At 43.5% G+C, this 22,776-nt stretch carries 19 protein-coding genes; 11 read left to right on the forward strand and 8 right to left on the reverse strand.

The window, feature by feature from the left end; genetic code table 11:
* Positions 1-14: 14 nt before the first annotated feature.
* The gene (locus V7K45_RS00560) at positions 15-935 is read left to right on the forward strand and encodes a hypothetical protein (protein WP_334999359.1); all 921 of its coding nucleotides are present in this window, start codon (positions 15-17) and stop codon (positions 933-935) included.
* A gap of 26 nt (positions 936-961) precedes the next feature.
* Here the strand turns inward: V7K45_RS00560 and V7K45_RS00565 are convergent, their stop codons facing one another.
* The 3 genes from V7K45_RS00565 to V7K45_RS00575 all read right to left on the reverse strand — a co-directional run bounded on the left by V7K45_RS00565 (position 962) and on the right by V7K45_RS00575 (position 4,402).
* Positions 962-1,660 carry a DevA family ABC transporter ATP-binding protein gene (locus V7K45_RS00565; RefSeq protein ID WP_334999361.1) on the reverse strand — a complete coding sequence of 233 codons (699 nt, stop codon included), beginning with the start codon at positions 1,658-1,660 and terminating at the stop codon, positions 962-964.
* 133 nt (positions 1,661-1,793) lie between these two features.
* Positions 1,794-2,969, reverse strand: a complete 1,176-nt coding sequence (gene devC / locus V7K45_RS00570) for an ABC transporter permease DevC (RefSeq protein WP_334999414.1) — start codon at positions 2,967-2,969, stop codon at positions 1,794-1,796.
* Positions 2,970-3,091: 122 nt separating this feature from the next.
* The gene (locus tag V7K45_RS00575; RefSeq protein WP_334999363.1) at positions 3,092-4,402 is read right to left on the reverse strand and encodes an HlyD family efflux transporter periplasmic adaptor subunit; all 1,311 of its coding nucleotides are present in this window, start codon (positions 4,400-4,402) and stop codon (positions 3,092-3,094) included.
* Between the two features lie 406 nt (positions 4,403-4,808).
* On the opposite strand from V7K45_RS00575, the gene V7K45_RS00580 reads away from it, so the two are divergent.
* Positions 4,809-5,423 (forward strand): TetR/AcrR family transcriptional regulator, encoded by a 615-nt coding sequence (locus V7K45_RS00580; RefSeq protein WP_334999365.1) that lies wholly within the window; start codon positions 4,809-4,811, stop codon positions 5,421-5,423.
* 159 nt (positions 5,424-5,582) lie between these two features.
* On the opposite strand, the gene infC is transcribed toward V7K45_RS00580, so the two are convergent.
* A complete protein-coding gene (gene infC / locus V7K45_RS00585; protein WP_289798351.1) occupies positions 5,583-6,095 on the reverse strand; it encodes a translation initiation factor IF-3 in 513 nt (170 codons plus the stop codon).
* A gap of 215 nt (positions 6,096-6,310) precedes the next feature.
* Here infC and V7K45_RS00590 point away from each other — a divergent pair, with 215 nt between their 5' ends.
* Positions 6,311-7,651, forward strand: a complete 1,341-nt coding sequence (locus V7K45_RS00590; protein WP_334999367.1) for a DEAD/DEAH box helicase — start codon at positions 6,311-6,313, stop codon at positions 7,649-7,651.
* Between the two features lie 477 nt (positions 7,652-8,128).
* Entirely contained in the window at positions 8,129-9,781 is a 1,653-nt protein-coding gene (locus tag V7K45_RS00595; RefSeq protein ID WP_334999369.1) for an adenylate/guanylate cyclase domain-containing protein, read from the forward strand.
* Between the two features lie 169 nt (positions 9,782-9,950).
* On the opposite strand, the gene V7K45_RS00600 is transcribed toward V7K45_RS00595, so the two are convergent.
* Complete coding sequence (locus V7K45_RS00600; RefSeq protein WP_334999371.1) at positions 9,951-10,574, reverse strand: Uma2 family endonuclease; 624 nt, start codon at positions 10,572-10,574, stop codon at positions 9,951-9,953.
* A 226-nt stretch (positions 10,575-10,800) separates the two neighbouring features.
* Here V7K45_RS00600 and V7K45_RS00605 point away from each other — a divergent pair, with 226 nt between their 5' ends.
* Both V7K45_RS00605 and V7K45_RS00610 read left to right on the forward strand, forming a co-directional pair.
* Positions 10,801-12,168, forward strand: a complete 1,368-nt coding sequence (locus V7K45_RS00605) for an NAD-dependent succinate-semialdehyde dehydrogenase (protein WP_334999373.1) — start codon at positions 10,801-10,803, stop codon at positions 12,166-12,168.
* A 93-nt stretch (positions 12,169-12,261) separates the two neighbouring features.
* Positions 12,262-13,905, forward strand: a complete 1,644-nt coding sequence (locus V7K45_RS00610) for an acetolactate synthase large subunit (protein ID WP_334999416.1) — start codon at positions 12,262-12,264, stop codon at positions 13,903-13,905.
* 125 nt (positions 13,906-14,030) lie between these two features.
* Here the strand turns inward: V7K45_RS00610 and V7K45_RS00615 are convergent, their stop codons facing one another.
* Positions 14,031-14,279 (reverse strand): hypothetical protein, encoded by a 249-nt coding sequence (locus V7K45_RS00615; RefSeq protein ID WP_334999375.1) that lies wholly within the window; start codon positions 14,277-14,279, stop codon positions 14,031-14,033.
* A gap of 211 nt (positions 14,280-14,490) precedes the next feature.
* Here V7K45_RS00615 and V7K45_RS00620 point away from each other — a divergent pair, with 211 nt between their 5' ends.
* The 3 genes from V7K45_RS00620 to V7K45_RS00630 are packed head-to-tail and all read left to right on the forward strand — an operon-like array spanning position 14,491 to position 18,224.
* Positions 14,491-15,588, forward strand: coding sequence for an ATP-binding protein (locus tag V7K45_RS00620; protein WP_334999377.1), 1,098 nt, complete (start codon positions 14,491-14,493; stop codon positions 15,586-15,588).
* A 14-nt stretch (positions 15,589-15,602) separates the two neighbouring features.
* On the forward strand, positions 15,603-15,821 hold the full coding sequence (locus V7K45_RS00625) for a hypothetical protein (protein WP_334999379.1): 219 nt from the start codon (positions 15,603-15,605) through the stop codon (positions 15,819-15,821).
* A 51-nt stretch (positions 15,822-15,872) separates the two neighbouring features.
* Positions 15,873-18,224, forward strand: coding sequence for an AAA family ATPase (locus V7K45_RS00630; protein ID WP_334999381.1), 2,352 nt, complete (start codon positions 15,873-15,875; stop codon positions 18,222-18,224).
* Positions 18,225-18,256: 32 nt separating this feature from the next.
* On the opposite strand, the gene V7K45_RS00635 is transcribed toward V7K45_RS00630, so the two are convergent.
* On the reverse strand, positions 18,257-18,571 hold the full coding sequence (locus V7K45_RS00635) for a hypothetical protein (protein ID WP_292809785.1): 315 nt from the start codon (positions 18,569-18,571) through the stop codon (positions 18,257-18,259).
* 363 nt (positions 18,572-18,934) lie between these two features.
* Here V7K45_RS00635 and V7K45_RS00640 point away from each other — a divergent pair, with 363 nt between their 5' ends.
* Positions 18,935-20,017: a class I fructose-bisphosphate aldolase gene (locus V7K45_RS00640; protein ID WP_334999383.1), complete on the forward strand. Its 1,083-nt coding sequence runs from the start codon at positions 18,935-18,937 to the stop codon at positions 20,015-20,017.
* 181 nt (positions 20,018-20,198) lie between these two features.
* On the opposite strand, the gene V7K45_RS00645 is transcribed toward V7K45_RS00640, so the two are convergent.
* Entirely contained in the window at positions 20,199-20,867 is a 669-nt protein-coding gene (locus V7K45_RS00645; RefSeq protein WP_334999385.1) for a ribonuclease T2 family protein, read from the reverse strand.
* Between the two features lie 436 nt (positions 20,868-21,303).
* Here V7K45_RS00645 and V7K45_RS00650 point away from each other — a divergent pair, with 436 nt between their 5' ends.
* A complete protein-coding gene (locus V7K45_RS00650) occupies positions 21,304-22,470 on the forward strand; it encodes a pyridoxal phosphate-dependent aminotransferase (protein WP_334999388.1) in 1,167 nt (388 codons plus the stop codon).
* Positions 22,471-22,776: the final 306 nt, after the last annotated feature.

Consider the following 22,776-nt stretch of genomic DNA (forward strand, 5'->3'; position numbering starts at 1 on the left):
TATTAATATCAAAAATGAAACTCGAAACAGAACAACTCCTTGGTACACTAGAACTACTCTGCTCAAATCCGTTTGTTTGGGAAACTACAACCCAAGGTGAATTTAACCTCTGGAATCTGATGATTTCCGAAGGCTTTGTTAATCTCACTTACATAGAACTTGCTTTTCAACATTGGCAAAAAATTGAAGAATGGGGAACTCCTACTAATCAGGAAGCTTCTGATTATGAATACGCCCCGCCACGTTCTAAACGCAAAGACAATACTTGGAACGAAAGTATTGCTAACGAACGCCAAGGTTACTATCAACAACTCCAGCAGTTAGTTAAAAATCATTTACAAAATATCCAAGCATATAATTTATCTGTTCCCAAAGCAGCACATCAATACTTTGAGTGGGAACATCCATATTTTTCTGTGTCGATTGTGGTTGGTGAAACTAGCGATCGCCATTATTTTTGTCTTGCCCCCACTATCCCCGACCAAGTAAGCGATAATTATCGCGATCGCCATCAACGCACAACACAAATTGTCTTCGAAGAATTGCCAACCCAAGCAACTCAAAATCTGATCGCTAAAGTTCAAATTCTCTTAGACAAACTCGCCCCAATTACCAACTACGGCTACTACCACGGCGGATACAATTACACCTACCAACATCAAATTGTCGGTGCATTAGCCAAAACTAAAACAACAGCAATTCAACTCGCATTACAAGCAGCAACGATGGTTTTTTTGGAGAAGCGAACAGTTGAATATGCTGATGATGGCTACAATAGCCGTAAACTCAGCCAGTTTATGAACCAGTGTTTGCGCGATCGCACTTGTTACAGTATCAGCTTTTGGGATGTTGGCTACAGCTACGAAGTCGGACAAACGCCAGCAGGAGATTGGATAGGCGTGCGATCGCAAAGCGAATTTGAGTACAATCCTTAGAAAATCCGATTTAATTTGTGATTTGCTTAAGATGCTGCAACAACAGCACGGTCATTTACTAACTTGCCATCTTCCATATAGACGATGCGATCGGCAATATCTAGAATGCGGTTGTCATGAGTAACCAAGAGAATGGTACAGTCTTGTTCTTTAGCTAGTGTTTGCATGAGGTTAACTACATCTCGTCCCGATTTGCTGTCAAGGGCGGCGGTGGGTTCATCTGCTAAGACAATTTTAGGACGACCAACCAACGCACGAGCGATCGCAACTCTTTGTTTTTGTCCCCCAGATAAATCATCAGGATAATAATTCAAGCGTTCTCCTAATCCTACCTCCTCTAATATTTGGGCTGAACGGGTTTTCATTTCTGCTGGGGAAATATTATTATGCACTTCCAAGCCCATTCTGACGTTTTGGAGTGCTGTCAGGCTACCGTGCAGATTGTGCGCTTGGAAAATATAACCGTTACTGCGTCGCGCTTGAGTAAGTTGTCTTTTGTTAGCGCCACACAGTTCTTGTTCCAATATTTGCAAACTACCAGATTGGGCAGAACGCAAGCCGCCGACTAAGGTGAGAAGTGTCGTTTTACCAGAACCAGAAGGCCCAGTCATAATAATAATTTCGCCAGCGTTAATATCCAGGTTGATATCAAAAAGAACTTGCTTGCGAAGTTGACCATGACCAAAATAGTGGTCGAGATTTTTAACAGAGATTACAGGAGGCATACTAATTTTAGATTTTAAATTTTAGATTTTAGATTGGGAATTGGGTAAGTATCTTTATCCCCAATGCCCAATGACGGCAGTTGCTCCACTTGGGGAGACCCCAAGACCGCACTGCCTCCCCAATGCCCATTTTCTAAAACATATCTGCGGGGTCAGCAGATTGTAATTTACGGGTGGCGATCGCACCAGAAATTACACACATAATCATCGTCAGCGTTAATACCGTCATGGCTCGTGCTACGGTCATGTAAACTGGCAAATTGGTGGCATTACGAGTTAAATGATAAAGTCCTAAAGGTGCGATCGCTCCTGGGATAAAGCCCAAAATCGCCAAAATTATCGCCTCTTCAAACACCACACTTAATAAGTAAAGATTGTTATATCCCATTGCTTTAAAAGTGGCGTATTCTTTGATATGGGAATTCACATCTGTAGAAAGAACTTGATAGACGATAATCACGCCTACCAAAAACCCCATTGCTACACCCAGGCTGAAGATAAACCCAATCGCTGTATTTGTTTTCCAGTAATTTATTTCAAATTCGAGAAATTCTGCTTTGGTTAAAACTTTAACATCATTATCTAAATGAGATTCTAAAGCTGCTTTCATCTGTTTTGGGTCATAGCCTGGTTGCAGCTGCACTAAACCGAGACTGACACTACTTGCTTCTTGTCTGGGAAATAGTCGCAGAAAGTTTTGGTCGCTGGTGATCAAAGTACCATCGGCTATGAAGGAAGCCCCGACTGAAAATAAGCCACTAACGGTAATTGTCCGCCTTTCTATTTCGGTTGTGACAGTTTTACCTTGTTCAATTTTGGCGATCGCTTCATTGTAATCTCCTCTAGAAGCGCGATCGAACAGAACGGTATCTGGTAGCTTAATAGCATCTATTTGGCGATTCACATCCGCTAAGTTCAACATTTGCCGATCGGGATTGAACCCCATAACTAATATTGTCGTCTTCTGATGTGTTTGGGGATTTTTCCAATCAACAATGTTGACATACATTCCTTCTGCCGACTTTACACCTGGTATATCCATTGCTTGATACAACCGCCGCCGCGTAAAGCTAGACATATATGCTAGGTTACGTGCTTGGGGGCTGATGACAAACATATCAGCCTGCATACTGCGATGCAGCATTGTGTTACTTTCAAACAGGGCATTCTGAAACCCTAGCTGCATGAACATCAGAACATCGGCAAAGGCAATGCCTGACAATGCTACCAAAAGACGACCTTTTTCATGACTCAGTTGCAGCCATCCTAAAGGCGTTCGCCGCCGCAGTTGTTCGATTAATTTCATAATAGGGAGTGGGGAGTGGAGAGCAGGGGAGGCAAGGGGAGCAGGGGGAGCAGGGGAAGCAGGGGAATAATAACTATTAATTATTGACCAATGCCCAATGCCCAATGCCCAATGTTCAATGCCCTTTAAAGTACAATTACCGCCTTGACTTGCAAATTAGTGAAGCTAGAAGCATTTTGGCTAGATAGTTTATTCAGTTGCACATGGACTTCCACTACTCTGGCATCAATATTGCTAGAGGGATCGGCGTTAATTAGATTTTGCCGCTTTACCTGCATACCAATCCAATCCACTCTTCCCTCTAATTCATTGCGTAGGGAATCACTACTTACCCGCACATCCTGTCCTGGACGCACTTTCTTGATATCACTTTGATAGACTTCTACTACTGCATACATCTGGTCGGTTTGGCCTAGAGCCACAATTCCTTCATTGCCAACAGTTTCTCCGGCTCGCGTATTAATCTCCAAAATTCGACCGGCTTTAGGAGCCACAACATAAGCCTGCGCCAGTTGTACTCTAATTTTATCCGCCGTGGCTTGAGCGCTGTCTACCTCTGCTTGTGCGTTTGCTATATCTGTTGGACGGACTTCAGCAGTTTGATTCAAGTTAGCTTTTGCTTCATTAATCTGCTGTTGCAAGCTGGCGAGGGTTTGATTCTGGTTGGCTTTTGCTTCGTTAAGCTGCTGTTGTAGGGTTGCGACAGTTCTTGTCTGGGTGGCTTGGCTTTCAATTAACGCTTGAGTGGAAGTTTCGGCGTTTAAGCGTCTGTTATCAACTTCTTGGCTAGAAATTGCTCCTGCTTTGTATAAAGTCTCATAGCGTTGCACGTCAGCTTGAGCATTACGTCTCTCGGCTGCCACGCGAGCCACTGTTGCTTGCAAGCTCCGTTGTTGCCCTTGCAGCTCTGCTTCTATGCGATTAATTGTGGCTTGCTGAGTTTTAATATTTCCTTCTAGTTCTACTTGCAAACGATTCACACTAGCTTGACGCGCTCCAATTTCTCCCTGTTTAGCTCCAGCTTTTACCTGGTTAAGGCGGGTTTTGGCAACTTGAACTTGTTTTTGGGCTTCAATCAAACTAGCTTGTAGGCGATCGCGGTTGTCCATAATCGCAATTACCTGGCCGGCTTTGACGCGATCGCCTTCTTTTACCAATAGTTGCTCTACCCGATTTCCTTCACCAGTTGAAGAAGGCGCTGACAGTTTTATTATTTCTCCCTTCGGTTCTAACCGCCCTAATGCTGTTACTGTTTTTACCACAGGCTGAACTGCTACTGGTGCTTTTTGCTTTTCGTTAGCTGTAGCCTGAAGCTTCATCACTGTATAAACACTGGTTGCGCCTATTGCTAGAGATGCAAGTATTGTAAGTAGAAGTGGCGAACGCAAAAGATTCTGAGAAGACCCTAAACCCTCTGCATTTCTATTTTCCCTCATACTATTTCCCCCTTACCACCAGTAGCAACCTGTACTAAACTGTCCAGTTCAATTTATGCTAAACTAAACGGACTAGTTTAGTCAATAGAACACAAATAAACTTGTCAATCAATTTGCTTGGCATTAGGGACTTGCAAAAAATAAATTATCCCAAATCATTTCTAGATTTGTATGGGCACAAGGTATTGCGTCTCTAGGCCGGATACTTTTTTAACTGGAAATCCCTTATGCTGCGGAATGCTATTCTCTATTGGGATTGATTGTCTACTACAAAAAAGTAGAGGAGAGGAAAGCTAATAATAGATGCTTTTGGACTTTATTGAAGGGTATATTTATTTTTGCCATTTTGTACCGGGACACTTTGCAGCATCGATTAATATTGTTGATAAGAAAGGATGATTAATAAATGGTACGCATCAAAGCTGACGAAGTTGATCGAGATAATTCCGTTGATAAAGTAGAGCAAATTCTGCAAGGTGCAATGCAAGAGTTTCTCCAAAATGGCTATGCTGGTACGAGTATGGATCGGGTAGCAGTAGCAGCAGGTGTTTCTAAAGCGACAGTCTACAGCCACTTTCAAGATAAAGAAGGACTTTTTAAAGTACTGTTAGAGCAACTAACAAGCAAAAAGAACAGCTCTATTTTTGGCACAGAACCGATTGAGGGAGAACCAGCCACTATAGTGCGCCAAGTAATAACCAAAGCATTAGATCAGATGCTTAACGACGAAGAACATAGTGCATTTATGCGAGTACTAATCGGGGAATCTGGGCGTTTTCCTGAGTTAGCTCAAATTTGTGTTCGGGTGATGATTAAGCCAGTAGCGGAAACTCTCACTCACTACTTAGCGGCTCCAGAATTAAAGATACCCGATCCAGAGGCGACAGCGAGAATTCTCTTAGGAGCATTAGTGCATTTTCATATTACTCAAAATGTGATGCATGGACAGGATATTATACCAATGAAAAGCGATCGCTTGATTGATGCCTTGACACACCTAATCGCAAAATGCGCCGATTGATTGGTTATATCCCGGCGCGTGGCGCTTGTTTGGTCGGAAAGTCAAATTCACCTTGAATAACAGTTGACTGTTTTTTCCATAGAAGCTACAGTACTGTGTCCGGCTTTTTTCATTCCTTACAAGCTGCCACAAATACATCCTCTAGCGATCGCCAGATAACTAAGCAGGAATAACTTGAACAACTAGCGCGCGTTTATCCAGTGACTGGATTTTACCTACTTGACTGAGATCGTTTGCAATTCGGTCTAGCAGTTCTCCCGCTTTGTCACGATATTGATGTTCTCGGCCTCGTAAACGAATGGCAAACTTAACAGAATCGCCTTTACTCAACCACTGACCTGCTTGTTCGATGCGTAAATTGTAATCAGCTAAACCCACGTTTAGACCGAATCGAACTTCCTTTACCGTGGGTCTAGCACTCTGGCTCTGACGTTTTTTCTTTTGATACTGTAGCTTGCCATAGTTGAGAATCTTGGCGATTGGAGCGTCTTTACCTTGAGAGACTACAACTAAGTCAAGCTCTAAGCTTTCGGCTAGCTGTAACGCCTCATTGGTGTCGATCAGACCACGATTGTTATTCTCATGGTCAATCAAAAAGACGCTAGGTGATTTGATTTGTGAATTAATCAGTTGCTTTTGGATTGCGATAATGAATTTCTCCCATTTGTTCAATACTTTGCTTTACAAGCAGGTAATGCCAATTTAACACAACACTGAATCAGAGCAACTTTAACCACACAATAGACGGCAATCTGATAGAATGAGGGACTGCGGCACTCGCTCTCAGTCTTTGCGCTACTGCCCATCCAGCTTTTCAATGATTTTTATCCGTCCGCCTAAGACTGACGCCATCATTGGCGACAGGCCGATGTTATTTTTGGAGTCTTATGTCTTTTTCCGATCTCGGCTTGTCCAATGAAATTATCCGTGCTGTTACCGAACGAGGGTACACGGAACCCACGCCAATCCAGATGCAGTCCATTCCTGCTGTGTTGTCGGGTAAAGATTTATTAGCTGGGGCACAAACTGGCACTGGAAAGACCGCTAGTTTTACACTGCCGCTTTTGCATCGGTTGTCGTCTAATAAGAGCAAAGGTACGCCTAATGGATACCCACCAATCCGGGCGTTGATTCTCACTCCGACTCGCGAACTCGCTGCCCAAGTGGAAGAAAGCGTGCGCGAGTACGGCAAGTACTTAAATCTTAACTCAATGGTGATGTTTGGCGGAGTCAGTATTAATCTGCAAAAACAGCGTTTGAGGAGTCGAGTGGATATTTTGGTCGCGACTCCAGGGCGACTGCTAGACCACGTACAGCAGGGTACGCTGAATTTATCGCAGATTGAGGTTTTGGTGCTGGATGAAGCCGATCGGATGCTGGATATGGGTTTTATTAATGATATCCGCCGCATCCTCTCACTCCTGCCCAAACAGCGACAGAATTTGCTATTCTTCGCTACTTTCTCAGACAAAATTAAGGCACTGGCCGCCGGGCTACTCAATAATCCAACAATGATTGAGGTAGCACGCCGCAACGTTACCGCCGACACGATCGCTCAAAAAGTTTACCAAGTAGACCGTGACAAAAAACGCCAATTACTTGCTCATCTGATTCGCCGAGATAATTGGTATCAAGTACTAGTATTCACTCGCACCAAGTATGGCGCTGACCGTTTGGTGAAGCAGTTGGGCGAAGACCGCATTCAAGCCTTGGCAATCCACGGTAATAAGAGCCAGCCCGTGCGTACTAACGCTCTGGCAAAGTTCAAAAATGGCACTTTACAAGTATTGGTGGCGACAGACATAGCTGCTAGGGGGCTTGACATCAGCGAACTGCCCCATGTTGTTAACTTTGATTTGCCCAATGTACCAGAAGATTATGTTCATCGTATTGGTCGCACCGGTCGCGCTGGTGCATCAGGTGAAGCTGTATCGCTAGTGTGCATCGATGAACAGCATCTATTGAAAGATATCGAAAAACTGATTGAGCAACGCTTGCCGAAGGAAGTGGTTGCTGGTTTTGCGCCCAACCCCGATACCAACCCCGAACCAATCGCAAATGTACGGCAACAGAGAGCAAAGCCAGGAAGTGATAAGCGTCCGCCTCGTACTCCTAAACCGTTACCACAGACATCGGCGAAACGTAAAGCAGCGCCACCTGCCACCAATGGCGAAAAACCTGGCGCTCGTTCGTCGGCATCGCGCCGTTCTGCTAAACGCGATCGCTAACATTTGTTAGCTGTTCAATAGATTGATTTTGCACGGGTTCTGGAAAACCTCACTTCCATTCTTCTCGCGTACAAATTTTCGGTGTACACACAAGTCTTTTGGAGTTGTGCCAGAGACTTTTAATCCAATACGCTGTAATAGATATCACTAAAACAGTGCTGAATGCTGAGTAACGTTAGCGGATAGCTAAGGTTTAGCCCGTGCTGAGTAAAAAGTAAAATTAATTGCACTCAGCATATAGAGTAGTCATACCCCTAAGAGCAAAGTTCTGTTTGCCCTTTGCATTGGCGTTCGCGTAGTTTTAACTATAAGGTTATACTCAGCACTCAGTACTCAGCACTCAGCACTCAGCACTACTGAAATACAGTTGTCGGAATGCAGTTAACAGTGTCATAAACAAAAGGTGAAGGTTAACCTGTAGGGTATAACTTACCTTAGAGTTGCTTGACCTCTAGCTTCGATGGATCTATCACACTCATGACTGAACTGACGCTACGCCTACAAGAGGGAGATACCGAGACCACGATCGCAGTTGACCAAGATGTATTTACAATTGGTCGTTTGCCGGAATGTAATTTGTACTTACCTTTTGGTGGAGTATCCCGCAACCATGCTCGCTTAGTAAAAACGGCTGACGGTGTGTGGACTATTGAGGATATGGGCAGCAAAAACGGGACGCAAGTCAATAAATATCTGGTTAACTATCCTCAAGAGTTACATCACGGCGATATCATTTGGCTGGGCAATGTTAGCCTGGTAGTGCTGCTCACAACCCCTGTTTTTCAACCGACACCTGAGTACCCCGGAATTTCGGACATTAATGAGCAAAGAACAATCCTTCATAATGTTGAACAATTACAACAGCAATGGATTGCAGCTGATAGCAAAGATGGCAACATCAATAATAAGGACAAAACTATTGCCCGTCTCAAAGATTTAGTGGACATAGCGAAAAATCTTTGTGCAGCCGCATCTATAGAAGAGATTTTTTCTCAGGTGCAGCAAGTAGTTTTTCGTTATCTTGATAGTATCGATCGCTTGGCATTATTAATTGATGTCAATGGTTGCGGCCAGTTAGAATTAATGAATGCTGCCACTCGAAATGTTTCCCAACAGAAACATCTCCCTTCTGATGGTAGTTGGATTAGTCGTAGTATATGTCAAAAAGTCTTTGACGAAAAAGTAGTCATTCAAACTGGTGATACTCATCAAGATGAACGGTTTGCTAGCGAACAGAGTATTTTAGTCAAAGGTATTCGTAGCGCGATGGCAGTGCCTTTATGGGATGAAAATAAAGTTGTGGGCGTACTGTATGCCGATGCCAATTTCTCTTCTTACCATTGGGCAAATGAAGGTGAAGAAGAATTGAGCTTTTTCTCAGCTTTAGCAAATCTTGTAGCTTCTAGCGTGCAGCGTTGGCTATTAGTAGAAAAACTCAAAACTGAAGAGATGATTCGTCACCGACTAGAACGCTATCATTCTCCAGCAGTTGTACAGCAGTTGATATCTGTAGGCGGATTACCGGGTGGTCGTTTAGCTCCCGCTGAGAGCGAAATCAGTATTTTGTTTGCTGATTTGGTGGGCTTTACGGCGATTTCTGAAAGGTTAACACCAACTGCGATCGCTCAACTATTAAATAATTTATTTGAAGAAATGCTAAAAGAAGTGTTTGGTTGCGGCGGCACTTTAGATAAATATATTGGCGATTGCATTATGGCATTTTTTGGCGCTCCAGAACCGCAAGCAGATCATGCCGAGCGCGCTGTTACTGCTGCCAAGGGAATGCTTACTCGTCTCGAACATCTTAATGCCAATGGTTTTTGGCACGAACCCCTGCAATTACGCATTGCGATTAATAGCGGTAAGGCTGTGGTGGGAGATGTCGGTAGTTCTCAAAGGGTAGATTATACGGCATTAGGCGCAACAATTAATCTTGCTGCTCGGATGGAAGCAGTTTGTCCCCCTAGTGAATGCGTGATTAGTGAAGCCACCCATAAAATGCTTTCACAACCCTCAGACTTCCAAGAAATGGGAGATTACCGTTTCAAAGGTATTGAGCGATTAGTTAAGGTTTATCAGACAAAATTACAGCCAGTGCCAACAATCATTGCTCCAATCATGAATCTTTAGGGATTGGCATAATGGGGAATAGGAAAAAATCGCTAATTATGAATTATGTGAGGGGCTTCCAAATAAAAAATATCTAAAAAATATCTAACTATCCTGGTTAAGATAAATCTGCTATGAATAGCTGTGACAGCCTTTCTCTTACGAAAGGTTGAATAGCCTGATGCTAAATTTAGCTGACTATGCCAGCGCGAAAAATTTGCTCTGCGGTCAAATTAAACTCTGGAAATGTTGGCGACTGGATACGGTCATCTCCTCGAAACTTACTAACACGATACTCACCTTCTTCTAAACAGCAAACCAAAATAGTCGGTTGTTTGGGCTTGCCAATAAATTCTCTACCACCCAATGCAGCATAATCGACAATCCAGTATTCAGGAATTCCCATTTCTTCATAATCAGCGTATTTTTTCAGATAATCATCACGCCAGTTTGTACTTACCACCTCAATTGCTAAAGGAATTGATACTGCTTGAGTAACAGTTGATTCTTTTTTCCACCGAGGTTCATTAACTAAATTAGGGAGATTTAGGAGTAATACATCTGGCGAGTAAGCTGATTCATTTTCAAGTGGTTTTACTAATACTGTTTTTGGTATACCATATGGCAGGCTAAGGCGACTATATTCTAAAGTGATTTTTGTAGATAAAAATACAACAATCTCTTCATGGTCGCCTGTAGGTTGCGGCATTTCTACTACTACCCCATCATATAGCTCGTAACGTTGTCCTGTGTTATCTGGATATTTAGCAACGAATTCATCGAATGTAACTACTTTGCGTAAGACTTGAGTCATGGCTTGATTCCTCAATTGTGCAAATTATAGCAACTTTACTTCTATTGAATTCATCAATATTAATACTTATTGGTTGGTATATTTGATTTCAAAAATAATTTCAAAATTGTAATATTCAGCAACCAATTCTGGGTTATAAGACTAGAATTTGGGTGGTAGCTTCCAGAATTAATCTGTGTAACACTAGGAAGCCTACCGAAGCTATTTTTTAACGGGAGGTCAGGTAATGGCGATCGCCACCATTAATCCCGCCACTGGGGAGACGCTCAAAACCTTTGAGGCGCTCAATGACGCAGAAATTAACGCTAAACTCGATTTAGCCGATCGGACTTTTGAACAGTATCGTCAGACTAGTTTTTCTGAACGATCGCAGTGGCTGCAAAAAGCTGCTGAGATTTTAGAGCAAGATAAAGCAGAATTTGCTAAGTTAATGACTCTAGAAATGGGTAAGCCATTTAAAGCTGCGATCGCAGAAGTCGAAAAATGCGCCGCCGTCTGTCGCTACTATGCCGAATACGCCCCTGATTTCTTGGCTGATGTCAGTGTAAAAACTGATGCCAGCCACAGTTTTGTACGTTATCAACCAATAGGTGCAATTCTCGCGGTGATGCCGTGGAATTTCCCCTTCTGGCAAGTGTTTCGTTTTGCCGCACCAGCCCTGATGGCCGGAAATGTCGGCTTACTCAAACACGCTTCCAACGTGCCGCAGTGCGCCTTGGCAATTGAAGATATTATCCGACGGGCAGGTTTTCCTGAAGGTGCGTTTCAAACTCTATTAATAGGCGCTGCCAAAGTTGCCGATTTGATGGCTGATGACCGCGTAAAAGCTGCTACCTTGACCGGAAGCGAACCAGCAGGTGCATCCCTCGCCGTCGCCGCCGGCAAACAAATTAAAAAAACAGTTTTGGAATTAGGAGGAAGTGACCCGTTTATTGTGTTAGAAAGTGCTGACTTGGAGGCAGCAGTTGTCACAGCTACTACAGCGCGGATGTTAAATAACGGGCAATCATGTATTGCAGCGAAACGTTTTATTGTCGCAGAAGCGATCGCAGACAAATTTGAAAAATTGCTTTTAGAAAAATTTGAGGCGCTGAAAGTAGGCGATCCTATGCAACCAGATACCGATTTAGGGCCACTGGCAACACCTGGTATTCTCCAGGATTTAGACCAACAAGTGCAAGGTGCTATTAGCAGCGGTGGTAAAGTCCTCACCGGTGGACATCCTTTATCAGATCGTCCTGGAAACTTTTATCCGCCAACGATTATCATAGATATCCCCACCGACACACCAATCGCCAAAGAAGAATTCTTTGGCCCGGTAGCCTTGTTATTTCGGGTTCCAGATATCGATGCTGCCATTAAACTCGCTAATGACTCACCCTTTGGCTTAGGTGCAAGTGCTTGGACAACCAACGACCAAGAGAGCGATCGCTTGGTTGAGGAAATCGAAGCTGGTGCAGTGTTTATCAACAGTATGGTCAAATCCGATCCTCGGTTGCCCTTTGGTGGCATCAAGCGTTCTGGATATGGCAGAGAATTGAGTATCCAAGGTATACATGAGTTTGTCAATGTTAAAACCGTGTGGGTTAAATGATTAGTCATTGGTCATTAGTCATTGGTCAAAGGACAAATGACTAATGACAAAGAACAAAAGTCTTATTCGTTAATAGAGTTGTCGGAAAATAAAATGAATACAGCAGAATTATTGGTGCAGTGCCTAGAAAATGAAGGAGTGGAATACATTTTTGGGCTTCCTGGTGAAGAAAATCTTCACGTTTTGGAAGCGCTAAAACATTCTTCAATTAAATTTATTACGACTCGTCACGAACAGGGTGCAGCATTCATGGCCGATGTCTATGGACGCTTAACCGGAAAAGCCGGAGTATGTCTTTCTACTCTTGGCCCTGGGGCAACCAATTTAATGACTGGGGTGGCAGATGCTAACCTTGATGGTGCGCCTTTAGTGGCGATTACCGGTCAAGTGGGAACAGATAGAATGCATATAGAATCCCATCAATATTTAGACTTGGTGGCAATGTTTGCACCTGTTACCAAATGGAATAAGCAGATTGTGCGACCGAGTATTACACCCGAAGTAGTGCGGAAAGCATTTAAGCGATCGCAATCTGAAAAACCCGGTGCGGTTCACATCGATTTACCAGAAAATATTGCTGCCATGCCCGTCGAAGGCAAACCTTTGCGTAAGGATAATAGCGAAAAAACTTATGCATCTTTTGCTAGCATTCGGGCAGCAGCTGCCGCAATTTGCCAAGCAGTGAACCCATTGATCTTAGTCGGAAATGGGGCAATTCGCGCTCATGCAAGTGATGCTGTAACGCAATTTGCTACCTTGCTAAATATACCTGTTGCCAATACTTTTATGGGTAAAGGCGTGATTCCCTACACACATCAATTAGCTTTGTGGTCAGTGGGATTACAGCAAAGAGACTTCATTACCTGTGCCTTTGATAACACAGATTTAGTAATTGCGATCGGCTATGATTTGATTGAGTTTTCCCCCAAGAAATGGAATCGGAATGGTGAAATCCCAATTGTGCATATTGGGGTAAGTCCGGCAGAAATTGATAGTAGTTATATTCCCAACGCCGAAGTCGTGGGAGATATTTCAGATTCCCTCTATGAAATCTTAAAATTAGCAGACAGACAAGGCAAACCCGATCCTTTTGCTATTAGCTTAAGGTCAGAAATTCGGGCTGATTACGAACAGTACGCCCATGACGACGGATTTCCGATTAAGCCGCAAAAGTTAATTTATGACTTACGCCAAGTGATGGGCCCAGATGATATCGTCATCTCTGATGTTGGCGCACATAAAATGTGGATGGCTCGTCATTATCATTGCCATAGTCCCAATACTTGCATAATTTCCAACGGCTTCGCAGCTATGGGTATTGCCATTCCTGGCGCTTTAGCAGCAAAACTCGTTCATCCTAAGCGCAAAGTCGTTGCTGTCACAGGTGATGGCGGCTTTATGATGAATTCTCAAGAATTAGAAACAGCCTTGCGTGTCGGTACGCCCTTTGTCACGATAATTTTCAATGATGGCGGCTATGGGTTAATTGAGTGGAAGCAAGAAAATCAATTTGGTAAAGGAAACTCATCCTTTGTACATTTTAGCAATCCTGATTTTGTCAAATTAGCCGAAAGCATGGGTTTAAAAGGCTACCGAGTTGAATCAGCTTTAGATTTGATTCCCACTTTGAAAGAAGCACTCGCTCAAGATGTGCCCGCCGTGATAGATTGTCCCGTAGATTATCGGGAGAATCACCGCTTTAGTCAAAAAGCCGGCGAGTTGACTTGTGCGTTGTAAAAATTAGAGACGCGATTAATCGCGTCTCTACAAGAGTTAGGAGTTATTTATCCCTAACTTTTTATTAATTTCTACTCATTTAGGGTTTTGGTAGGGTGCGTTAGCTTTTGGCGTAACGCACCACTTTACTTCACTTCATTATTAATCATCTCCTGGTTAGAATTTGTGCTTTCCTGCTTTAGGGCAATATTTTCTACTGGTTTGCATTGCCTTTTGTCAATATTTGACTTAATAATGAGTCCTTTAGTATTGAGCGCCATTTCAACTCGGTATTGACCGTTCACCATATTAATAGCGGCGTAAGTTACTGTACTAAACATCATCACTCCGCAAAGTGATAAAGTAATTTGCAAAACTGCCAGTACTCGTTTCATTTTTAAAGCCTTAATCCCTTACATTCTCATTACAACTTGGTGCTGGCTGAGAACTGAGTTGAGAAATAGTCACCTAATAGACGAGTTTTAGTTGATTATTGCTTAACTTCAGGATGACTATAATTTCTAGAGTGCAAGACATTATCGCTAAACAGCTTTGCTTTAGCTAGTATAAAAAGCTGATATACTCACAGCAGTTTCTCGATGAAGAATGATGGCGCGATCGCTCCGAGTAGCCCCAGAGTATATTAAAAAAGTTAAGTCAGCACCTCAGCGTAACGGCTATCCTAGCTTGCAAAAGTTCTCTGAGGACATAGACCCTTCACTGTCCACTGTCAAAAACTTCTTCGCTGGCATAGCAATTGACTATGAGAATTTTCGAGAAATTTGTGAGAAATTAGGACTAGAGTGGCAAGACATTGCATACAAAGAATCAGAAACTCAACCAAATAAACCTCAGTCAACTAACGATGAAGCATCACCCTTCATCACTGGCGCACCCATCACCCAGCCACGTTACTTTTTTGGGCGCGAGAAAGAATTAAAACGCCTCTTCAACTTACTCAAACGCCATCCCCTACAAAACGCCGCCATTATCGGCAAAAAGCGTAGCGGTAAAACATCCCTCCTACACTACCTAAAAAATATCACCACCACCCCAGCAGAACAGCTGCGTCCTGAGCAAAAATCTGACTGGCTACCGCATCCAGAAAATTACTGTTGGATTTTTGTAGACTTGCAAGACGCACGAATGCAAAGCCGAGAAGGACTGCTAAAGTACATCCTAGAATCACTGAAGATGCTAGTGCCGACACCTTGCGATTTAGATCGTTTCATGGATGTAGTCAGCGATAATTTGCATTCTCCCACAGTCATTTTATTGGATGAGATTAGTGTTGGGTTGCAACGCTGTCCAGAATTAGACGATGGCTTTTGGGAATGTTTGCGGTCTTTGGCAACTAACCATACAGGAGGGAATCTAGCATTTGTCTTGGCTACCCACGAATCACCGATTGAAATGGCGCGAAACACAGGACACAGTTCACCTTTTTTCAATATTTTCGGTTATACCGCACATCTAGAAGCATTAACTAAGACAGAAGCGCGAGAATTGATAGCAAGTTCGCCCATTCCCTTCACTGACGAAGATGTAGAGTGGATTTTGACACAAAGTTGCTGCTGGCCACTGTTGTTGCAAATCTTGTGTAGAGAAAGATTATTTAACTTAGAAGAAGGAGAAAATGATGATAATTGGCGTGAGGAAGGATTACGACAAATGAAACCATTTGCTGATTTATTAGATTCATAACTAGCAGAGTAACTATGAAAGCACACCGAATTGAAACAAAGTTAATTAAAAACGGAACCTTGATTCTTGAGGATTTACCGTTTCAAGCAGGCGAAGCAGTAGAAATCATTGTTTTAGAACGTTTTCCCCAACCTTCAGAATCTAATCCTTATCCTTTACGGGGAACGGTTATTCACTATGAAGATCCATTTGAGCCTCCTGTACCTATAGAGGATTGGGAAGTCTTGCAATGATAAACCTAAATTGTCATTGCGAATGGAGCGAAGCGGAATGAAGCAATCGCAATGACACAGAGTATTAAATTAAGGAGTGCAAAAACGTTGACCTCACCACAACTATCCCCCAACGCCTACACCGATGCACCCCAGCAGCACCCCAACTTAATCTTCGGTAGTCTGCAACTGCTTTTCTGGTTGTTCTTCTGTCCCGCAGCGTGGCGTAACCACCTCAAGCGCATTGACGCTATTTTAGACACCGATTCTTCTTTGATTATCTTGTTGAGACAAGGGCGATGGCAAAACCTTGCTCTATGGCGGCTGTTCATCCAGGGATACTTTATCTTACCTATCCTGGCTAACTTATTCTTGGGCTTGGTGCTGTGGGCATTGGGTGAACCAATCGCAAATATAGCTTTTCGCGTGGTGGTAGGCGTGGCGGTAGGTGTGGCGGTAGGTGTGGCGGGAGGCGTGGCGTTCGGCGTGGCGTTCGGCGTGGCGGGAAGCGTGGCGGTAGGTGTGGCGTTCGGCGTGGCGTTCGGCGTGGCGTTCGGCGTGGCGGGAGACGTGGCGGGAGACGTGGCGGTAGGCATGGCGTTCGGCGTGGCGTTCGGCGTGGCGGGAGGCGTGGCGATAGGCGTGGCGGGAGGCGTGGCGGTAGGCGTGGCGTTCGGCGTGGCGTTCGGCGTGGCGTTCGGCGTGGCGCTAGGCGTGGCGCTAGGCATAGGAGTCACTATTAACTCATGGCGGCCTATTCTATCCTTTCCATTTCTCACCGTCTGGAATTATCTCCTCTATAGATTAGACAAAAGGCGTAATGGTAAAAGCCCTTGTTTGTTGCGCTTTCACTCCGCGTTCTGGGATGAGTGGCAGCGTTTACATTTGCGCGGCTTGGATGAGTATCTCCTCTTCGTCATTGAAAATAACCCAGTTGAAGGCAAAGTTGCTTTAGAATATCTCAGTATCAGCCCCCAACGCTGGGCGGCGCAAGCTGTACAAATTGAACTGGATGCACGCAGTTTACAAAGCTGTACTGATGTGGAAGCTATCCGTGAAGCTCATCGCAGTCTGGTAAGTAGCGAACTAGAGAGTGAAGTTAGCCCTCTACTACGAATTTTTAGCCGTATTAGTGAGGATGTTGATGCTGCTCTCAATCAAGCAAGTGCTTATAACCAGCGCTTACTCTTCAGAGATGTTGCAGATAAATTAAATCTACAGTTGCAGAACTTCGCTCGTAGCAGCGACAAATACACAATCCGTTTCTACCCCATTATCAAAAGTTGGCGTGAGATAGTCGCCAATTATATAGAGCAACTGGCTAAAATTACTGAACTCCGTCAAGAAATTAACTCGCCTTACATTACTGGTAATCCCATTACACTAGAGCAAGAAATTTTCACGGGGCGTGATGACATCGGCTTACGTATTGAGCAGTTACTTTTAGATCGCCGTCGCCCACCTCTGCTACTATACGGTCAGCGACGTATGGGTAAAACTTCCCTCCTCAATAACATCGGAAAGTTACTACCTAGTAACATCATCCCCATGTTTGTAGACTTGCAAGGCGCACCTTCATCAGCTAGTGACCATGCAGGCTTTCTCTACAACCTGGCTAAAGAAATGGAGAAGTCAGCAAAAAAGCAAGGCTTAACTCTACCGTCCCTAACCCGCGAAGTGCTAAAATCTGACCCCTTCACCTATTTCGATGAATGGCTAGATAAAGTAGAACAGGCTCTAGAACAAAATACCGCTTTACTAGCGCTAGATGAATTCGAGGTGCTAGACAACGCCATAGCCAAAGGTCGCTTTGATGAACAGGATGTTTTGGGAATGCTGCGTCACCTCATCCAACATCGTCCCCGCTTCAAGGTGTTACTGGCTGGCTCCCATACTATCGAAGAATATCAGCGCTGGGCTAGTTATCTGATTAATGTTCAAGTAGTGCATATCTCGTACCTCAAAGAAGCGGAAGCACGACAATTAATTGAACGTCCCGTCAAAGATTTTACTCTCCGCTATGAACCTAACGCTGTTGAGCGAGTGCTACAACTTACCCGTTGTCATCCATTCTTAGTACAACTACTGTGTGCAGAAATTATTGTCCTTAAGAACGAGCAAGACCCTTCTATCCGGCGATTGGCAACTTTAGTTGATGTGGAAGCCGCGATACCAGAAGCTTTAAAAAGTGGTGGCTTTTTCTTTGCTGACATTCAAAACAACCAAGTAGACGCTACTGGACAGGCTATTCTACGTTTTATCGCTGTTCAAGGGGAAGGGGCTATAGTCAGTCGGCAAGCTCTATTGCAACAGTTCCCCGATGCTGACATTACTTTCAACTTGCTGTTGCAACGGGAGTTAATTGAGGAAGTTGACGACGGCTATCGCTTCCAGGTGGAATTGATTCGCCGCTGGTTTATTTGAATAATGTCCGCTAAGTTAACTGATGACAAATACTACTTATGCTGACGTAATTGCTCTACTATATAGTCTTCTAGTTCTTGTTTTTCTCTATTACTAGCATTTCGTTGATAAGTTCTTCCGGTTTCTTGAATAAACCTACGTTTTTCGCTGGGAGAAGATTTGAGTTTACCTCCATTTCCTTGCAGCTTTTCCTGTAATTCTTCCCAAGTCTTTTCACCCACACTTTCACCTAGTTTGACCAGTGCCTTTGGGAGTAACATTTTTGCCTCTCTTTGAAAATCTTCTTCTGTTTCAAGGGAAGCTAAATCTATATTGCTGAAGTCGATATCAATTTGAAACTTACTCATAGAATTGGATTTATTCTGTTCAAAATTATTACCAAAATCGGGAAAGATGGGTTTTGAATTTTCAGTTACGATACCATGTAGTATAATTGTACTGTTTGATGTTGGTAACTGAAGTTGAAAATATCAATTCCGAAAGTTGATTGAATACTTCCGGTAGTATAACCTTACTGAATCATTCACAACAAGATTCCCAACTTATTGAAATAAGTGGGAAATCTCAGCCTTTTGGTTTTCATTTATAAAAGAAGATTGCTATATATTCAAAAAGAATACACATAATTGATGACCGTACAACCAGGTTAGCAATATTAGAAATGCTATCTTAAAGGCAAGGTCATTTGCTCAAACTTTGAGGATAATACTATGACTACAACGCTCAAAGAGGCTAATTCTATTGAGTCATTGCTAGGTAAAGAGGCAGAAGACCTGCTTACCCACAAAGCAAAAGTTTCTCGTGATTTAATACATTTGCCGGGCCCAGACTTTGTAGATAGAATCTGGCTTAACAGCGATCGCAATCCTCAAGTATTGCGTAATCTCCAGTTACTTTATTCTACAGGTCGTCTGGCAAACACAGGTTATCTCTCGATTTTACCGATAGACCAAGGGATTGAACACTCAGCTGGCGCGTCTTTTGCGCCCAATCCGATTTACTTCGATCCAGAAAATATTATCAAATTAGCGATCGCCGCAGATTGCAATGCTGTTGCTACTACTTTGGGAACATTAGGCATCGTATCACGGAAATATGCCCACAAAATCCCCTTTATTGCCAAAATCAATCACAACGAATTGCTGACTTTCCCCAATCAATTTGACCAGGTATTGTTTGCGGATGTAGAACAAGCTTGGAATTTAGGAGCGGCGGCGATAGGTGCGACAATTTACTTTGGTTCGGAGAATTCTACCAGACAAATTCAGGAAATCAGCAAAGCTTTTAAACGTGCCCATGAGTTAGGGATGGCGACTATTCTCTGGTGTTATCTGCGGAATAACGCCTTTAAACAAGATAAAGATTACCACCTTGCGGCTGACCTCACCGGACAGGCAAATCATTTAGGTGTAACCATTGAAGCCGACATCATCAAACAAAAGTTACCCGAAAATAACAATGGTTACGGTGCAGTTGCCAAAGCCAGTGGTAAGAGTTACGGCAAAACCGATGAGCGGGTTTACACAGAATTGACAACCGATCACCCAATTGATTTAACTCGTTACCAAGTACTAAATTGCTACTCTGGGCGTGTGGGGTTGATTAATTCTGGTGGCGCAACTGGTAAAAATGATTTCGCCGAAGCAATACGCACTGCTGTAATTAATAAACGCGCTGGTGGTTCAGGATTAATTTCTGGGCGAAAAACTTTCCAACGTCCTTTTGAGGAAGGTGTGAAGCTATTTCATACCATTCAAGATGTTTATTTATCGCCAGATGTGACGATCGCTTAGGGAGTGGGGAGTGGGGAAGCAGAGGGGACAAGGGGGACAAGGGGGACAAGGGGGACAAGGGGGACAAGGTGACAAAAGTTAGAACTTACAACAAGTCTTTCCCCTTGTCTCCAATTCTCCTTGTCCCCTTGTCCTCTTCCCCATGCCCCATTCCCAATGCCCAATGCCCCATGTCCCCTTTTTATCTAACGTTTCTCACTAAAAAATCTGGCTGACCACAACTTGTTTTTGATCGCTTCAAAATCTCGGCGCTACAAATACCAGGTTCGCCGTTTTTGGAATAACAAAAGAAGACTTCTTGCAAAAATCTTCCTGAACCAGAACAAAAAGGTGCTATACCATCAGCAGTAATTTGATTATTAGCACTCACAAATGAATTTTTAAAATTTGTAATTGTGGTACGCAAAGGTTTCGCAGGACGATTGTAAGCTGCGGGAATAGCGATCGCATCTTTTAATTTTTTACTCAATCCCAAGTATTCCGCAGGAGTTTTCCCCGAACAAGTACCATGTTTTTCCCATTCATGATCGTAAAGCTTATTACTAGGATACAAATTAGGAAACCGCCGCTTTACTTCCAACGGTAATTTTTGCGTGGAACAATTAGCTGGATAACCAGCTTGGTACTGCGGCCACAAACCATGTAGTACAAAACCAAGTTTTCTTCCAGAACTGCACTGCTGCGGGTCACGGCTACCATTTGCCGCACAATAATCTGGCGACCAAGAGAGTGTCAGTACATAAAAATCAAATTTACCCGGAGTACCGCGATTTTGGGCAATGGCAGCATTAGGTATAAAAAGACCAGTAATTAGCAGAGAAGATGCAATTAAAAGTTTCTTAATCTGCATAAAAACAGTTAGTTTCCCCTAAAAATAAAGTTATATACGATACATTCTTAAGAGTCAAGAATCAAACTGCTTTGCAAAGTCATTAGACCTCTTGCAAAAGTGCTTTTTGCACTCTTGGGGAAAAGGGTAAAGGTTAAAGGGGAAAGGGACTTTTGCAGAACCTTTTCCCCTTTCCCCTTTTCCCGACAAATGCCAAGAAGTCTATTGGTCATGGGGAAGAGGACAAGGGGACAAGGAGAATTGGAGACAAGGGGAAAGACTTGTTGTAAGTTCTAACTTTTGTCCCCTAGTCCCCTAGTCCCCCTAGTCCCCTCTGCTTCCCCTGCCCCTCTGCCCCTCATCTCCCCGATTATCAATGAATTCAGAAAAAGCAAATCTTGGTAGGGATTCTGGGATATCCTTAGATAAGTGAAAGATTTGCCAAAAAATAGTAAGAATGAAGCTGGCAGCAAGAGTAAGTCAGGTAACACCTTCATTAACCTTAGCGATCGCAGCCAAGGCTAAGGCACTGAAGGCGGAAGGAATAGATGTTTGTAGTTTTAGCGCTGGAGAACCAGATTTTGATACCCCGGCGCATATTAAAGCCGCAGCAGTCAAAGCTTTGGATGAAGGCAAAACCAAATATGGTGCAGCAGCCGGAGAACCAAAGTTAAGGGAAGCGATCGCCCACAAGCTTAAAACCGATAATGGTCTTGATTACAAGTCTGAGAATGTCATCGTCACCAATGGCGGTAAGCATTCTCTGTACAACTTAATGGTGGCATTAATCGATCCAGGTGATGAAGTAATTATCCCTGCACCTTACTGGCTAAGTTATCCCGAAATGGTGACTTTGGTCGGTGGAGTCCCGGTGATTGTGCCTACAGATGCCACGACAGGTTATAAAATTACTCCCGAACAACTCCGTAAATCAATTACGCCGAAGACGAAGTTATTCATCCTCAACTCTCCATCTAATCCCACAGGGATGGTTTACACGCCAGATGAAATCAAAGCACTGGCGCAGGTAGTAGTTGATGCAGATATCTTTGTTGTCTCTGATGAGATTTACGAGAAGATTCTCTACGACGGTGCAGAACATATCAGCATCGGTTCTCTGGGGAAGGCAATTTTTGACCGCACTTTGATTAGTAATGGGTTTGCGAAGGCTTATTCCATGACTGGGTGGCGTCTCGGCTATTTAGCGGGGCCTGTGGAAATCATTAAAGCAGCGAGTTCCATCCAAGGGCATAGTACATCTAACGTCTGTACCTTTGCTCAATATGGTGCGATCGCAGCGCTACAAAGTTCTCAAGATTGTGTCGAAGAAATGCGCCAAGCCTTCGCCAAACGACGACAGGTAATGCTAGACAGACTCAACGCCATCCCCGGATTGAGTACTGCAAAACCAGATGGCGCTTTTTATCTGTTCCCTGATATCAGCAAAACCGGTCTAAAGTCCCTAGAATTTTGTGACGCTTTACTGGAAGAACATCAAGTTGCTGTCATTCCCGGAATTGCTTTTGGCGCTGATGACAATATTCGCCTTTCCTACGCCACAGATATGGCGACGATTGAAAAAGGAATGGATAGATTAGAGAAATTTGTCAAGTCGCGTATTTAGTCGGTTGTCATTTGTGAGGAGCATTTTTCTACTCTTCAACTTTTTAACTCCACCTTTTCGACTCAGAACTGGTGGAGTTCATTTTGAAACCTCAAGTTTCGTGTTCCGAAGTTCAAGTTTCGTGTTCCGAAGTTCAAGTTTTGTGTTCCGAAGTTCAAGTTTTGTGTTCTGAAGCTCAAGTTTTGTGTTCTGAAGCTCAAGTTTCGTGTTCCGAGGCTCAAATTTCGTGTTCCGAAGTTCAAGTTTTGTGTTCTGAAGCTCAAGTTTTGTGTTCTGAAGCTCAAGTTTCGTGTTCCGAAGTTCAAA

It is taken from the genome of Nostoc sp. (assembly GCF_036917375.1).
Lineage (GTDB): Bacteria > Cyanobacteriota > Cyanobacteriia > Cyanobacteriales > Nostocaceae > Nostoc.

What these genes read in the sequence shown, in the direction of transcription:
- V7K45_RS00645 (WP_334999385.1), bottom strand. Translation starts at nt 20,867, where the DNA reads ATGCAGATTAAGAAACTTTTAATTGCATCTTCTCTGCTAATTACTGGT.
- V7K45_RS00575 (WP_334999363.1), bottom strand. Translation starts at nt 4,402, where the DNA reads ATGAGGGAAAATAGAAATGCAGAGGGTTTAGGGTCTTCTCAGAATCTT.
- V7K45_RS00580 (WP_334999365.1), top strand. Translation starts at nt 4,809, where the DNA reads ATGGTACGCATCAAAGCTGACGAAGTTGATCGAGATAATTCCGTTGAT.
- V7K45_RS00630 (WP_334999381.1), top strand. Translation starts at nt 15,873, where the DNA reads ATGACACAGAGTATTAAATTAAGGAGTGCAAAAACGTTGACCTCACCA.
- V7K45_RS00560 (WP_334999359.1), top strand. Translation starts at nt 15, where the DNA reads ATGAAACTCGAAACAGAACAACTCCTTGGTACACTAGAACTACTCTGC.
- V7K45_RS00610 (WP_334999416.1), top strand. Translation starts at nt 12,262, where the DNA reads ATGAATACAGCAGAATTATTGGTGCAGTGCCTAGAAAATGAAGGAGTG.
- V7K45_RS00650 (WP_334999388.1), top strand. Translation starts at nt 21,304, where the DNA reads ATGAAGCTGGCAGCAAGAGTAAGTCAGGTAACACCTTCATTAACCTTA.
- V7K45_RS00625 (WP_334999379.1), top strand. Translation starts at nt 15,603, where the DNA reads ATGAAAGCACACCGAATTGAAACAAAGTTAATTAAAAACGGAACCTTG.
- V7K45_RS00605 (WP_334999373.1), top strand. Translation starts at nt 10,801, where the DNA reads ATGGCGATCGCCACCATTAATCCCGCCACTGGGGAGACGCTCAAAACC.
- V7K45_RS00620 (WP_334999377.1), top strand. Translation starts at nt 14,491, where the DNA reads ATGATGGCGCGATCGCTCCGAGTAGCCCCAGAGTATATTAAAAAAGTT.
- V7K45_RS00640 (WP_334999383.1), top strand. Translation starts at nt 18,935, where the DNA reads ATGACTACAACGCTCAAAGAGGCTAATTCTATTGAGTCATTGCTAGGT.
- V7K45_RS00615 (WP_334999375.1), bottom strand. Translation starts at nt 14,279, where the DNA reads ATGAAACGAGTACTGGCAGTTTTGCAAATTACTTTATCACTTTGCGGA.
- V7K45_RS00590 (WP_334999367.1), top strand. Translation starts at nt 6,311, where the DNA reads ATGTCTTTTTCCGATCTCGGCTTGTCCAATGAAATTATCCGTGCTGTT.
- V7K45_RS00600 (WP_334999371.1), bottom strand. Translation starts at nt 10,574, where the DNA reads ATGACTCAAGTCTTACGCAAAGTAGTTACATTCGATGAATTCGTTGCT.
- V7K45_RS00565 (WP_334999361.1), bottom strand. Translation starts at nt 1,660, where the DNA reads ATGCCTCCTGTAATCTCTGTTAAAAATCTCGACCACTATTTTGGTCAT.
- V7K45_RS00635 (WP_292809785.1), bottom strand. Translation starts at nt 18,571, where the DNA reads ATGAGTAAGTTTCAAATTGATATCGACTTCAGCAATATAGATTTAGCT.
- V7K45_RS00595 (WP_334999369.1), top strand. Translation starts at nt 8,129, where the DNA reads ATGACTGAACTGACGCTACGCCTACAAGAGGGAGATACCGAGACCACG.